The sequence below is a fragment of the Gorillibacterium terrae genome, assembly GCF_051594785.1.
GTDB lineage: Bacteria > Bacillota > Bacilli > Paenibacillales > NBRC-103111 > Gorillibacterium.
In genome coordinates this window covers 703,280-716,764 of record NZ_JBPPGI010000001.1, presented here as the reverse complement: position 1 = coordinate 716,764, position 13,485 = coordinate 703,280, and the positions used below count along the sequence as shown (strand labels likewise).

Below are 13,485 nucleotides of genomic sequence, written 5' to 3'. Positions count from 1 at the left end.
GAGCATTTGGTTGAACCCCCATTGAATTGGTTATCCTTGGTCACCTCTAGGTGCCCAAATGACAGACAAGTTTCCCTTCATGGATGAAGGGCGATCAGCCGCTGGGACCACAGCTCAAGCAGCTCATCCATGACCTTGGCTCCGCATGCTAGGCCAAGCTCCTGCACAAGCGTTTCAACCGTCTTCTGCGCGTCGCACGCTTCGAGCAGTCTGAAGGTCTCCTCCGAGATCGAAGCGGTATAGTTCTCCCCGAAATGAAGCCTCACTATATGGGTCACCTGCTTGCTGCCGTCTGCCGTACAGCCGATCGATTTCTTCAATTCGGCTGTCATGTGCCTTTTGGGAGCCAGCTGCATATGCTCTGCGCTGCCGACTTCCTTCTTCGAAACCAGATAATCGCCAATAACCAGGTAATCAATATGGGTGGTCAAGAAGCTTACAATGGCATCCTCTTCTGTATTCACGATCGGCTCCGCATTGTTGTTAAACGAGGTGTTGAGCAGAATCGGAATCCCCGTCAGCTTGCGGAACTCGTCGATTAGCGTCCAATACCGCTCGTTGGTCTCCCGGGATACGGTTTGCACACGAGCGGTTCCGTCCACATGGGTCACCGCGCCAAGCGCAGCACGTTTGTCTTCCTTCGTCCGAAGCACAAAATTCATGTAAGACAGCGGGGCCTTACTAGGCGGGATTTCATAGTATTCCCCCGCATACTCCTCCAACACGGAAGGGGCGAAGGGCCGGTAGCCCTCTCGCTTCTTCACCATGGCGTTGATGATATGTTTGTTCTCCTCGGGTCTTGGATCAGCCAAAATGCTGCGGTTGCCCAGTGCCCTCGGTCCGAATTCCGAGCGTCCCTGCACCCATCCGATGACAGCACCATCTGCAATCAATCGGGCGGTCTTCTCCTCGATATGGTCCACCCTCGTATAATCCACGAAGGCGCTCCACCGGGAGAGGATATCCCCTACTTGGTCCTGGTTCCCAATGTCCGTCCCCCAGTAAAGATGCCGCAGCGTCTCGGTCTCCTGCTCGGGTTTGAACAGCTTGGATACATACAACGCGCCGCCCAGGGAGTTGCCTGCATCATGGGCCGCCGGCTGCACGAACACCTCATCGAACAACCCGGAATAGAGGATCTTCCCGTTCATCGAACAGTTATGGGCGACCCCGCCGGCCAAGCACAGCCGGGTATGTCCCGTAGCCTCCCGATAGTAGGTCAGCACATGCAGGACAATGGTTTCCAACGCTTCCTGCAGGGCTGCCGCCAGGTCCTTGTGCTCCTGGGTAATCGGTTCTCCCTTTCTTCTTGGCTTCACATAATCCATGAGCACGTACAGCAGCCAAGGCTTATTGATCGTAAATTTCCCATCCGGAAGCAATCGGTATGCTTTCCGCATGACTCTTCGGTAGGTGGATGGATTACCGTAAGGAGCTAACCCCATGACCTTGTATTCATCATGCTGGTAGTAGCTTAAGATATTGATCGTTACGTTATAGAACGTACCCAGACTGTTATCATTTGAAATTCGCTCCAGTACTTGAAACGAGTTGCCCTCGGCGCTGATGACATATCCCGCAAAACCCTCCGGCGAGGCGCCGTCGATGGTCAGGACCAGACTCTTATCGAAGCCCGACATGAAATACGCGCTCGCCGCATGGCAGGTATGATGATCGACGAAGGCGAATTTCTCCCTCGGAATTTCCACCCCAAAAAATTGCTGGAACCGTTTTGCCATCCATTCCCTGGCATCCGCATATTCAATGGTGTTGAACATGTTTCGTTTCGACAGAACCTCGTACTTTGATTCATTCTCTGCTGTAAAAAGGACGATCCGATCTACATCAGCGAGGGTGACGCCATACTGATCCAGACAAAATTGCATGGAATAAATCGGCCCTTTACCCGTGTGCTTGATTCGATTGATTCGTTCCTCTTCTATTGCTGCGACGACCTTGCCGTTATGGATTAACACAGCTGCAGAATCATGCGCCATTAAATTCCAACTCATCACATGCATGTCCTCGTGGGGAAAATCCAACCCGCCGTTGATCCCTAAGATCAGCATACCTTCACCCTCCGTCTATTACCTGCAGAGTTCGTTTTCCTTCCCCCTTAACACGCAAGCCTGACGCATGCTCTCCATAATCGGGGGGCTGATTTCTGTTCGATCGGACCCTCTCAATCTTTCCTTCAAGCCCAAGTTAAAATACCCAAGGAACTGCTTCATCTGATCCAGGTCCAACCCCCGATCCATGATATGGTACGCAATCATGCTATCGAACTCATCGAACTTGGTCCAAATGGATTGGTCAATATCGAGGAACAGCTCGTCCTGCAGATCCCTTGCCGTTGCCGAATCCATCGTATTATGCTTCCAATGGGTGTACATGCCGGTCAAACCCCACTTGTCCCGGTTGTTGTTGATCGGAGACAAGGGGTCGCACACCCATGAAGATGCACGGAAGAACGTCGGCTTGCATTCCTCAATGAATCGTTTGGTCTCCAGAAAGGTCTCATAGGTCTCCCCGGGAAACCCTATAATAAAGGAGGCGGTTGTTGTAATCCCGTACTCATTCATCAGCCGCATAGCCCGGTAATACTGCTCGATCTTTACTGATTTGTTCATATTGTCGAGCATTGCTTGGCTCCCGGATTCGATTCCAAGGAAGACCCCCTCACAGCCGCTGTCCCGCATCAGCTCCACCATTTCCCGGTCTGCGAACTGGCATCGGAAGTAGGAGTGCCACTTGAACGGGTATTTCTTCCGGATCATCATCCGAAGCATGTCCTTGAACCGGTTCGGCGGCACATTCAGCGTATCATCGACGAAGATTACGCTCTTCACCGATTCATACTGCATATTGTTGTCCAGAATGCTCTCGATCACTTCCACGCTTGCCGTTTGATACGAACCGGCGTATTGGTCCCGGCTGCAGAAGGAACAAGCAAAGGGACAAGACTTGGTGGTACGGACATAAGCAGAGCTGACTACCGAATCCCCCGCAAAGCTAAGGTTCAGGATACCCTCCTCAAACGGGTTATCCTCCTGCTTATACGTGGTGAAGACATACTCCTCATTGGACAAAAAGTACAGGTTATGGATGTGCTGGCAGCTGGCATTGGTTTTGATAGCCTCAACGAGGTGCCCCAGCGCCTCCTCCCCCTCGGTACTGACCACGTAGTAATCCGCACCTAACCGCTTCAAGAAGTCCGACACGTCCTGCTTAGGCAAAATACGCAAAGCGGAATAAATATAAGGGCCTCCCAAGATAATTTTGGCCTCCCGATTGTACTTCCGGATGAATTGAATGATTTCGACAATCGGGTACTCTTCCGTATATAAGGTAGTAGGAATGGCAATGGATCGGACGTTTCCCTTCAGCTTCTCGATCAGCTCATGCTGCTGGGTGTTGAAGGAATTGATATAATCCACTTTATAGCCCCTCTTGGTTAAATAGCTCCCCAAGAAAGCAATGGCACTATTGAACACACCAGCCATACAAATCGGGCCCATGTCATCCTGCATCTGCATCTCTTCATAAAAGATATGGTTGAACATATCGCTGGGCGTATACCGTTTGCCGTTGTACCATATAAAATTTCCGTCCAAATCCCGGAACTCCATGGAATTTCTCCCATTTCTTATCCGTGTTCGAACAAGCTTTTCGGATAAATCATAATTATGCCCGATAAATAAACAATCTGTCGTTGTTCCCATGGTTCCGCTCCTTGGACCCCTATTGGGCGCCTGCCGCAAGAGGGGGTATCGTGTTATCCTCACGTGGTTGATGAAGCTGCATTTGGTAAAAACGCGCATAAACCCCATTTTCCCTCAAAAGGTCATGGTGCCTCCCCTGCTCCGCAACCCCTCCGGAATCGATGACGTAGATGATATCCGCATGCTCAATGGTGGAGATGCGATGGGCAATGGCAATGGTTGTTTTCCCCCGCATCAGATTGTTCAGCGCGTCCTGAACCGCCTTTTCCGATTCGGAATCCAAAGCTGAGGTTGCCTCGTCAAGCAGCAGAATCGGTGCGTTCTTCAAGAGCGCCCGGGCAATGGCAATCCTCTGCTTTTGTCCGCCTGACAGCCGCAAGCCCCTTTCCCCAACCATGGTGTCGTATTGGTCGGGTTGCTCCATGATGAACCCATGGGCATGGGCAGCAATGGCTGCTTGGACAATTTCTTCCTCTGTTGCCGTCATGCGGCCATAGCGGATGTTCTCTCGTATGGTGCCCTCGAACAGATACGCATCCTGTGGCACATAGGCAATCATCTCCCGAAGCTCCGGCAGGGTATAGTCGGCCATGGGCCGGCCATCAAGCACAATCTGGCCGCTTGTTAGGGGATAGAATCCTAACAGTAGCTTAATGAGGGTACTCTTGCCGCTTCCACTTGGCCCGACGAGGGCAGCCAGCTGACCTTTGCCAACCTGGAGGCTCACCCCCTCAATCACGCTTCGGTTCTCCTTGTAGCCAAAGACTGCGTCCTGAATGTCTACCATACCTGTCCCAGACTGTCGGTTCCCTTGATTTTCTTGCTGGTTTCGCGGGTCCTCAAGCTCCACAGGTGTATCCAGAATCTCGATAACACGAGCGGCACCGGCCAGGGAGGCTTGAAGGTTGGCCCATAGATTGCCCAGATTGCGAAATAGATTCGTAACCTGCTCCAGCAATAGCACCATGGAGAATAATGTGCCCAGGCTCGTCTGCCCCTCAATCAGCATGAGTGTGCCAACGATGAAGGTGCCCCCGTTGTTAATCCAAATCAGCAGAAAATTCGTACTATTCAGATAAGCATAGGTTTTCGATTGGGCTACCGTCAGGTCGGCTCCCCTTTGTGCGGTTTCCCGGTATTTGCCCGTAATCGCTTCGCGCAACTGAAACATCTTCATGACCTGGAATCCGGCAAGCAAGTCCGTCAAGCGCTCCGTCGACAGACCGGCATTCTTCTGTATGTCATTGCTGATTTTCCGCAAAGGTATGGCAAACTTGGCATTGATGTAGGTGGATAGGAGGCCTAGCAGAATGAGTGCTAAGGCAAACCTCCAGTCCATGACGAACATGATGACCGCTGCATACAGGCCTGTAAACACAAGAGACAGGATGGATCGGACGCTGGATGTGTACGCGTTCTCGACCGTAGCCATGTCGTTGGTCAGCCTGGCCATGCTGTCTCCGCTATGCGTGTTCTCAAAATACGAAAGGGGGATCCGCAGCATATGCCCAAACACCGTAAGCCTAATATCTGCCATGATCCGCTTGACTGCACTTCCGAACCAATAATTAAACAAGGGACTGAGAACGGCAAACGCAGCAATAACCCCAGCCAAGGCCAAGGACACCATCCATACGGTATCCATATCCAGGCTGACCGCAGCATCCAGCACAAGCTTCAAAACCACGGCCATGATCGTCGGAATGCTGGCATCCACGAGACTTGCGCCGATCAAACCACCGAAATACGCATGCTTCCTAGGCATAATAAAACGCAGAAGGCTTCGAATTTCCTTGCTGTTCTGTCGCAAAGTTAGGATGCCCCCTCTTCTCTTGGCAATGTCAGGGTAGAGTCTTCACCTATGAATTGACCGAGGTATAGCCGTTGGTAGAAGCTGCGGGCCTCCAGCAATTCCTGGTGCGTCCCCTTCTCCACGATTCGCCCCTGGTTCAGCACAAGCACTTGGTCTGCCATCTGAATAGTGGACAGACGGTGGGCAATGACGAGTACGGTTTTCCCCTGCATGATGCGTTCAAGGGCCTCTTGAACGAGGGCTTCGGATTCCGTATCCAGGGCTGAGGTCGGTTCATCCAAGAGAATGATCGGCGAGTTTTTCAGAATGGCCCTTGCGATGGACACCCTCTGTTTCTGCCCGCCGGATAATTGCGCCCCCCGTTCCCCCACCAACGTGTCATATCCATCCTGCAGTTCGGTTATAAAGTCATGAATGTTGGCGATTTGGGCCGCTTCGATGACATCCTTCATCGTGGCGTCTGGATTCCCATAGAGCAAATTCTCCTTGATGCTTCCGGGAAACAGGTAGGTATCCTGAGACACCACAGCCATCATCGAGCGGGCTGCAGGCAGACTCCATTCCGACAGGTCCTTGCCATAAAGCCGGATTGAACCGTCTTGGTACGCGTAGAACCCGCATAACAGCTTAACGATCGACGATTTGCCGCCGCCGCTTGGTCCAACGATTGCCGTCACCGTACCGGGGGCAACCCCCATGGTCAGCCCGTGCAGCACTTGATTCGCACCATCGTAGGAAAAGGACAGATCCTTGATGTCGATCGCAGGTACCGTTTGGTCCTCCGAAAAACCGCTGCCGTCCGTCCGTTCTGCGGTCTCATCGAGAATTTCGAATAACTGACGCGCAGTACCCATCGTAACCTTATAGTTGCCGAACAGATTTGGAGCGAGGCCGGCACTCTGGACGAAGTAATTCAACAGCTGGGCGAAAGCAATGAGGCCTCCAGCCGTGAAGTCCCCCTCAATAACCAGATACCCCCCATACAGAAAGCACAGCAGAAACGGGGCCGTATTGATGATAACGCTTACCATCGACATAATCGCTCTACTTTTTTCGATAGCCAGCGCATCTTGCAGGGCTGCCTTGACGTTGCCGCTGTACCGGCCAAACAAGACTTGAGCCAGGTTGTAAGCCTTCACCATAGGAATGCCGCCCAAGCTGTCTGCAACGGTGGCATTGGTCTGGGCCAGGGATTGTTGGAGCTTGGCCGCATATCCTTCCAAAGGCTTGCCGACGACATTGGACAAGACAACCGTGACAGGAATGAGGACCATACAGAACAGCAGAAGGCTCCAATTGAAATAAAGCATTGCCGCAAAGCTTACGCCAAGCCGCAGCAGATGAAAGATGATCCCTGTAAAATCATGCTTGTAGAACGATTCCATCCCGTTCATCCCATTCGTCATCCTTGAGATCAGGTCACCTGAATGGTAGCGGTCCAGTGTGGCCACGGGAAGATTGCTGAGGTGGTTGCTTATTTGCCCCTTCATGTCACGAACGGCTCCGGCTGAGAAACGCCCGGCGGAATAGGCCTCCACAAAGTTGACAATTATTCCGATTCCTACAACCGCCAACATTAAATAAATGGATTGCATCAGCTCAGACCGGTCTTTGGACAGCGAGGAGTTGACCAGTTGCTGAATGAAGTAGACGAGCAAAATATCATTAAGCGCATTTATGATGGTTCCGATGAGCTTAAGAACTACCCAAAACCAATACGGCTTCAGATAGGGCATTAATCTGGTGAATGATGACCATGAAGATTGAGAATGTGATTGCCCCAAGTACGCCTTCCCCCCTAATGAAATGTTGCGTTCTTTCCTTACAGCTGTCTTCTGGACGAAGCTAGCTTTTCTGCCACGAATTGGGCAATTCCCTGGAATGTCGGGAATCTGCTGATATCAAGATCATCATCTTCAAACTCAATATCAAATTCCTTCTCCATCTCGATAACCAGCTTGATAAAGGTGATAGAATTGATGTTCAAATCCACTAAATTGGCGGTTAGAAGATCACCTTCCCCATTAACCGCCGGGTACTCAATGACCCGCTCGACGACCGTCATCAACCGTTCCTGCGTAACGGGCACTAAATTTGTTTCCGTCATGTTATACAATCCCTCCATCGACGATAATGGTTTGGCCGTGGATGTAGCTCGCATCCTCCGAGGCCAGAAAGAGTATGACCCGTGCCACTTCCTCGGGCTGTCCGATTCGGCTGCACGGGATAATTGCCTTAAATTTGTTTCGAATCGGCTCCGGCACTTTATTCAGCATTTCCGTTTGAATATATCCGGGGGCCACTGCATTGACGCGAATGTTTTTGGCCGCAACTTCTTTGGACAAGGCTTTGGTAAATCCGATGAGCCCTGCCTTGGAAGCACAATAGTTGGTTTGGCCGGCGGTACCCATGAACCCGGCAATGGAGGAAACATTAATGATAACCCCCGCCTTCTGGCCCAGCATCACAGGCAGTACTGCCTTGCTATTGGCGTAAGCGCCCTTCAAATTCGTATCAACCACATGGTCCCATGAATCCTCACCCATAAACATCAAAAAGCCGTCTTGGGTCACCCCAGCGTTATTCACCAGAACATCCAAACGTCCGTAGGTGTCCGTCACCGAATCAATAACAATCTTCACATTCGGCGTATCCGTGACATCCATATGGCAGGCCTGGGCACGCATCCCTGCCCTGCATAATTCCGCTTCAAGCTGCAGGGCTGTGTCTTTGCTGTCGTGATACGTGAATACCACTGTTGCGCCTTCCTTGGCGAACAGGGTAACGATCGCTTTGCCGATACCCCTTGCCCCGCCTGTAACGCATACGACCTTGCCCTCGAATCTCAAATCATCATCTCCCCGCTGAGGCAAGTACGGTGCTGAATATACAGCCGGAAATGTCGTAGCCGTTGACCAGGATGTAACGGTAATCGCCCTTGCGGGGTTCCGTGTGAACAATATCTAGTCCAAGCACTGGATCAGGTTCGGTGCAGCCAACCGTCATTGGCATCATTCCGTGCCGAATCGTAAGGGCCCCTGCCGCAATGTTAAGGTTCATCGATGCACCGAAGTTCTCGCCGATTGCACCTTTGATGGAGGTAACCGGAATCCCGGCCGCCAAGTCACCGAACACTTCCTTAATGGCCTTCGCCTCGATCAGATCCGCCTGTCTGCCCCCGCCGGCAGCCATAAGGATTCCTGCGATGTCGCTGGTTCCTATTCCAGCGAGTTCAATTGCCGACCGCATAACGCTTACAAATTGGCTTGGATCAAGAGATGCCTCCTCTATGCCGGGGTATGTGTACGACATAGCGCTTGCAGAGGCGGCAACCTGACAATAGATCAGGTCCGGATTCTGCTCCACTATGCTTTCGTTCTCCAGTATGAGTACCGCCGAGCCCTCGGTTAACCGCAATCCGTTCCTTGTCCGGTCCAAGGGACGGCACAAGCAATCAGGATCCGGGTCTACGACATGCAGTTCACTGTAGCAATCGTTCAATTCCTGGCAGTACTCCTCTACCCCTCCGCAGAGAATGGCATCCGCCTTGCCGCCTTCGATTAAAACCCCCGAATATCCAACAGCATCGCTTCCCATGAAGACGGTGCTGGCTCCTTTCAGGTTGAGTTGAATGCACGTATGGCCGACACCCGAATTATTGACCGTGCTCGCAAACACCGTCGGACTGACCACCTCCACACCATCGGATAAGAGCTTGTTCCAAAAAATATGGATGGAGTCAATGGGGCCGTAGCCAGAGTTCATGACGGTTCCTACCCGGAAGGGGTCAAAGCCCCTCTCCTGCAAGGAGCTGTCCTCCATCGCCATCATGGAAGCAATAAGCGTCATTCGGGAAAACCGGTCCATGCGTCGTGCCACATTATTCGGGATGGTCTTGGGGAGCTCCACGGGACAAGCGTAGGCGCTTTTACGGCTGGCCTCGGGGTTATTAATCCCCGCCCAGAAATCCTCCTTGTTGTTTCCTACCCGGGAGATGATGCCTAACCCTGTGATATACATTTTCATCGTTTTGCACTTCCACCTCATCCGTTTATTGGGCAAACGCGTAGGACAGCAGTCCGGAAGCAACCACCTGGTCGGATACCTTTGCCACACATTTCACACGGGCCATGTGGGCAATGCTCTCGACAAGCTGCGCCTCAACGACCAGTACATCCCCGGGAACTACCTTGCGGATGAATTTCAGCTTGTCCGCACCGCAGAGATAGCCCTTGCGTTGCCGGATGTCGCTCTCCGGGTCGCAGAAGATAAGCCCTCCTATTTGGCCCATGGTTTCCACGATCATCGCACCGGGGAAAAGAGGCTCATCCGGGAAGTGGCCGACAACCCACGGTTCATTCATACTTACATTCTTTGCCCCTTTGGAGCTCTCCATATAGCGGATTTCCAACACCCGATCTACCATCAGGAAAGGAAAGCGCTGGGGGAAATACCCCATGATGCTCTTACTATCCATTGTTCTCCTCCTCTACCTTCCCAACGACGATGCTGGAGGTATTGCCCGCAAACGCAAAGGAATTAGACATGGCGTAATCGATGTTCGCTGCTACGGATTCCTTAATCAGACGGAAGCATTGGAAGTCCTCCGCCGGTTCCTCAAGCTTCGCCGTCCCAGGAACCATGCCCCGGTCCAGGGCCAGAAGCACGACAGCCAGCTCCACACTTCCTGCAGCCCCCAGACAATGCCCGGTCATGGATTTCGTCGAGGAGATCATAACCTCGGATTTCTTGGGACTATCTCCATACAGCTTGGTCAAGGCATTGGTTTCCATCACGTCGTTGAGCTCCGTGGCTGTGCCGTGGGCATTGATATAATCCAGCTCCTCAAGGGATACCCGGGCATCCTCCAACGCCATCTTCATCGTCCGATAAGCGCCTGTTCCGTTGGGGTCAGGACTGGTCATATGATAAGCGTCATTGCCGAGCCCATACCCGCAGAGCTCACCGTAGATGTGTGCCCCTCTATCCCTTGCCCGCCGCAGCGATTCCACGATGAAGGCAGCTGCGCCTTCCCCGAGGGACATCCCATCCCTGTCCTTGTCGAAAGGACGACAGCCGGTAATACTCATGGATTTAAGGCTGTGAAACCCCGCAGGGGAAAATTCCGTCAGAGGATCCGCACCCACAACCACCACGACATCTGCTGTACCGTTGCGAATCTGCTCCATGGCGAGCCCAGCTCCGGCGGTTCCCGCCGCACAAGCGGACATGGTAGTGTAGACAGGACCACGGACTCCCGCATAATGGGCAATTCGAGATGTGCTCGAGTTCTTCTCAACCAGCCACCGGGGATCATTCTGCTTCTGTTCCCGCTTGTTCTTCATGTAGCGCAGGGTCTTCTGATTGCCTGCCAGGGAGGTCGAGAAGGAAAGCCCGGCTCGCATGTGCAGGGACTCGATCTCCTCTCTGCAGACACCGCTGTCTTCGAATGCCTCGCTCAACGCAAGATAGGCCATTGTCGTGATCTTCTCGTTGTCACTAGGCTCCTCCATTTCCTCGAAATCCATGGGGACCTCACCGGCAATGATGCTTCTTGTCTCAAGCCTTCGCAGCATCTCCGATTCACGGAGCCCGCTCGCTCCACCTATGATCGACTGGTAAAATGGTTCTCTGGATAATCCGTTTGCGGCAATAACGCCAATTCCGGTTACGACTGCCCGATTGTTATCCTGAAATATCATCATGCCTGTCCGTTATGGCCGCGAATAAAGGCAGCAATCGACTGAACATTCTCCAGAACGGAGAGATCATCGCTTTGGTGCTTGATTCCGAAAACTTCCCTAATGCCGACAACAAGCTCCAGGGCATCCACGGAGTCTAGGTCGAGGCCCTTACCTTCCTTATCCGTACCAAAGATCGGTGCGCTGGGATCAATATCCTCAGGCGTAATGTCCAAGCCCAGCCTCTCAATAATCATATGCTTAATCTTTTGCTCCAAAGCCAAGTCTTCGTTTTGAATCGTGGACATCATCGACATCTCCCTTACTTGTTTTAAATGTGATAACAATCACAATCTCACTTAAAGAACGCTACTTCCTGTCTTTCCAAGCGCGGCCTTGCGAGAGGCTCCTCGTCTGGATAACCGAAGCAGATGCAAGCGATCAATTCACCGCTGATGTTGGCCCATGCGGCAATTTCCTGCTGGCCGTACAGCACATCGCCAATCCATAGGGACCCGAGCCCCAGAGCATGGGCAGCCAGCAGCATATTCTGAATGCACGCCCCAAGGGATTGAATATCCGACACATATTCAAGCCGTGTGAACGGTTCAGACTCCGTCTCCTCGTATCCATACGGGTTGAACACGAGAATGGCTGCGCTTGCCCTTCGAATACAGCCGATGGATCGCTTCAGGGTTCCTGTCTGCTTCCCCATGGCCGCATAGGTCTTCATCACATCGGTGAGCAGTGCCTCGAATGCCGGCTTGCTCTCCTCCTGGAGCACCACGAACCTCCACGGCTGCCTGTTATGGGCGGAGGGGGCCAGAATTCCGGCGTCGATGATCTCCTCTAATGCCTGTTTGGAGACAGGATCTTTACGAAAAATCCTGATACTTCTTCGGTCTCGAATCGCTGTGGAAACCGCCATCATGTCCATCATCTCCTCGGATTCATTCACTTTTTGGCCCTAGGGGACTACTGCAGGCTGCGAATTGCTGCATCATGGCATAGGAGTCCCGATAGATAAGTGCAGCTGGTTTGCCCATCGGATGCGGGGAGCAATACGACAAGATGTGGTCCGGATCAATACGGCGTGTGTGAAAGTACATGGTTCCATAGGTCAAGGAATCCATACTGGAGCTCTGAGCGTGAATGCGAATAGACTTCAGGGGAATCTTCCGCAAACCCAATCCAAGCGCTTTCACATAACTCTCCTTTAAGGACCACAGCCTGCACAGATACAGGTCCTGTTCCCAGTCCCTCAGGAGATGAAGCCTCTCGAGCTCCTCAACACCGCATAGAAGCTCGGCGGCCCCCACCCGTCCGCTCTTGATCCTCTCCACATCAACCCCGACCGGTTCGCTGTGCAGGCCGCAGACCACCCATTTCCTAGTGTGTGAAAGATTGAAATGGACCCCCGGGTATCCAGCTAGCATTGGTTTTCCAAACGGGGTCCTGGTAATCTGAATAGCATGATTCGACAGGTTAAGCTGCTCCACGAGGAGCGTTCGGAGCAGGACATCGGATAGCAGCGTTTCATAGGTGCCTTTTCGCTGCGCTTGCTGCAGAACCCTGAGTCTTCTAGATTGCTCGATTCTCTCTAGCAGCAGCATTAAGAGGCTATCATCCAGCCGGTTGCATATTTTCGTCATATAAATGACCATCTGATGGCCCTCGCGACTTCTTAACCGGTGTAAAGTATGGGCAAATTATCCAAGGAATAAAGTGTAAGTTATTAACGAATTTTATCATTTCGCCTCTTTTCTTTCAATTATGATCTGTAAATGTGAATAGCAATATGTATAATTGGACAACGCCAACTTCAACGCGGCCTACCCCGATGGAGGGCGAATTTGTCTCACTTTATGGGGTCAGTTCCAGGGTCTCCCCGTTCACTGCATCCTCTTTCATGCCATGCCGATCCCTCTACGCCGAAGGATTCTTCGCTGCCACTCCAAGTTCCAAGCAGCTTCCGCCCTCACCCCATGTAGCAAGGTTCGGCTTCCTCCTGTCCCTCTTACGAGGCCTTTTTGACGACACGGCAGGATTCACTTCATGTTTCGGCCTGGCATGTCGCTCGCCCTGTCTCCGACCGGTACTTTCGTCGATACGCTTCTACGCACGGATTTCGCCGTACGCAGGCATCCCAGCTGCACGGGGGCTTAGCCCCTCCCGCGACCGGACTTTCACCGGCTAGAAGATGCGTGCCTCGGGGCTTGGCCCCTCCCGCGGCCGGACTTTCACCGGCTAGAAGATTCGTGCCTCGGGG

Annotated in this window: 12 protein-coding genes; all 12 read right to left on the bottom strand. The window is 52.5% G+C overall.

All coding sequences use genetic code 11. The annotated features are described in order from the left end of the window. Positions 1-77 precede the first annotated feature (77 nt). Positions 78-2,069, bottom strand: a complete 1,992-nt coding sequence (locus ACSEXS_RS03070; protein ID WP_438431716.1) for a carbamoyltransferase family protein — start codon at positions 2,067-2,069, stop codon at positions 78-80. 18 nt (positions 2,070-2,087) lie between these two features. Beyond that, positions 2,088-3,629 (bottom strand): radical SAM protein, encoded by a 1,542-nt coding sequence (locus ACSEXS_RS03065; RefSeq protein WP_438431715.1) that lies wholly within the window; start codon positions 3,627-3,629, stop codon positions 2,088-2,090. A gap of 112 nt (positions 3,630-3,741) precedes the next feature. Next, the gene (locus ACSEXS_RS03060) at positions 3,742-5,532 is read right to left on the bottom strand and encodes an ABC transporter ATP-binding protein (RefSeq protein WP_438431714.1); all 1,791 of its coding nucleotides are present in this window, start codon (positions 5,530-5,532) and stop codon (positions 3,742-3,744) included. A 2-nt stretch (positions 5,533-5,534) separates the two neighbouring features. Next, positions 5,535-7,319 (bottom strand): ABC transporter ATP-binding protein, encoded by a 1,785-nt coding sequence (locus ACSEXS_RS03055; RefSeq protein WP_438431713.1) that lies wholly within the window; start codon positions 7,317-7,319, stop codon positions 5,535-5,537. A gap of 38 nt (positions 7,320-7,357) precedes the next feature. Next, positions 7,358-7,642, bottom strand: a complete 285-nt coding sequence (locus ACSEXS_RS03050; RefSeq protein WP_438431712.1) for an acyl carrier protein — start codon at positions 7,640-7,642, stop codon at positions 7,358-7,360. Position 7,643: 1 nt separating this feature from the next. Next, entirely contained in the window at positions 7,644-8,384 is a 741-nt protein-coding gene (fabG, locus tag ACSEXS_RS03045; protein ID WP_438431711.1) for a 3-oxoacyl-[acyl-carrier-protein] reductase, read from the bottom strand. A gap of 4 nt (positions 8,385-8,388) precedes the next feature. Further along, positions 8,389-9,561: a beta-ketoacyl-[acyl-carrier-protein] synthase family protein gene (locus ACSEXS_RS03040; RefSeq protein WP_438431710.1), complete on the bottom strand. Its 1,173-nt coding sequence runs from the start codon at positions 9,559-9,561 to the stop codon at positions 8,389-8,391. A 25-nt stretch (positions 9,562-9,586) separates the two neighbouring features. Next, positions 9,587-10,012, bottom strand: coding sequence for a 3-hydroxyacyl-ACP dehydratase FabZ (gene fabZ / locus ACSEXS_RS03035; protein ID WP_438431709.1), 426 nt, complete (start codon positions 10,010-10,012; stop codon positions 9,587-9,589). Beyond that, complete coding sequence (locus tag ACSEXS_RS03030; RefSeq protein WP_438431708.1) at positions 10,005-11,237, bottom strand: beta-ketoacyl-[acyl-carrier-protein] synthase family protein; 1,233 nt, start codon at positions 11,235-11,237, stop codon at positions 10,005-10,007. The genes fabZ and ACSEXS_RS03030 overlap by 8 nt, the downstream gene beginning before the upstream one ends. Beyond that, positions 11,237-11,524 (bottom strand): acyl carrier protein, encoded by a 288-nt coding sequence (locus ACSEXS_RS03025; RefSeq protein WP_438431707.1) that lies wholly within the window; start codon positions 11,522-11,524, stop codon positions 11,237-11,239. Before ACSEXS_RS03025 ends, ACSEXS_RS03030 begins: the two co-directional genes overlap by 1 nt. 47 nt (positions 11,525-11,571) lie before the next feature. Beyond that, positions 11,572-12,147, bottom strand: a complete 576-nt coding sequence (locus ACSEXS_RS03020; protein WP_438431706.1) for a nitroreductase family protein — start codon at positions 12,145-12,147, stop codon at positions 11,572-11,574. A gap of 19 nt (positions 12,148-12,166) precedes the next feature. Beyond that, positions 12,167-12,829 carry a 4'-phosphopantetheinyl transferase family protein gene (locus tag ACSEXS_RS03015; protein ID WP_438433067.1) on the bottom strand — a complete coding sequence of 221 codons (663 nt, stop codon included), beginning with the start codon at positions 12,827-12,829 and terminating at the stop codon, positions 12,167-12,169. Positions 12,830-13,485: the final 656 nt, after the last annotated feature.

Bases quoted from the DNA above. Each gene is read 5' to 3' on its own strand.
- ACSEXS_RS03050 (WP_438431712.1), bottom strand. From the start codon at position 7,642: ATGACGGAAACAAATTTAGTGCCCGTTACGCAGGAACGGTTGATGACG.
- ACSEXS_RS03015 (WP_438433067.1), bottom strand. From the start codon at position 12,829: ATGCTGCTGCTAGAGAGAATCGAGCAATCTAGAAGACTCAGGGTTCTG.
- fabZ (WP_438431709.1), bottom strand. From the start codon at position 10,012: ATGGATAGTAAGAGCATCATGGGGTATTTCCCCCAGCGCTTTCCTTTC.
- ACSEXS_RS03030 (WP_438431708.1), bottom strand. From the start codon at position 11,237: ATGATATTTCAGGATAACAATCGGGCAGTCGTAACCGGAATTGGCGTT.
- ACSEXS_RS03065 (WP_438431715.1), bottom strand. From the start codon at position 3,629: ATGGAGTTCCGGGATTTGGACGGAAATTTTATATGGTACAACGGCAAA.
- ACSEXS_RS03025 (WP_438431707.1), bottom strand. From the start codon at position 11,524: ATGTCCACGATTCAAAACGAAGACTTGGCTTTGGAGCAAAAGATTAAG.
- ACSEXS_RS03070 (WP_438431716.1), bottom strand. From the start codon at position 2,069: ATGCTGATCTTAGGGATCAACGGCGGGTTGGATTTTCCCCACGAGGAC.
- ACSEXS_RS03020 (WP_438431706.1), bottom strand. From the start codon at position 12,147: ATGATGGCGGTTTCCACAGCGATTCGAGACCGAAGAAGTATCAGGATT.
- ACSEXS_RS03040 (WP_438431710.1), bottom strand. From the start codon at position 9,561: ATGAAAATGTATATCACAGGGTTAGGCATCATCTCCCGGGTAGGAAAC.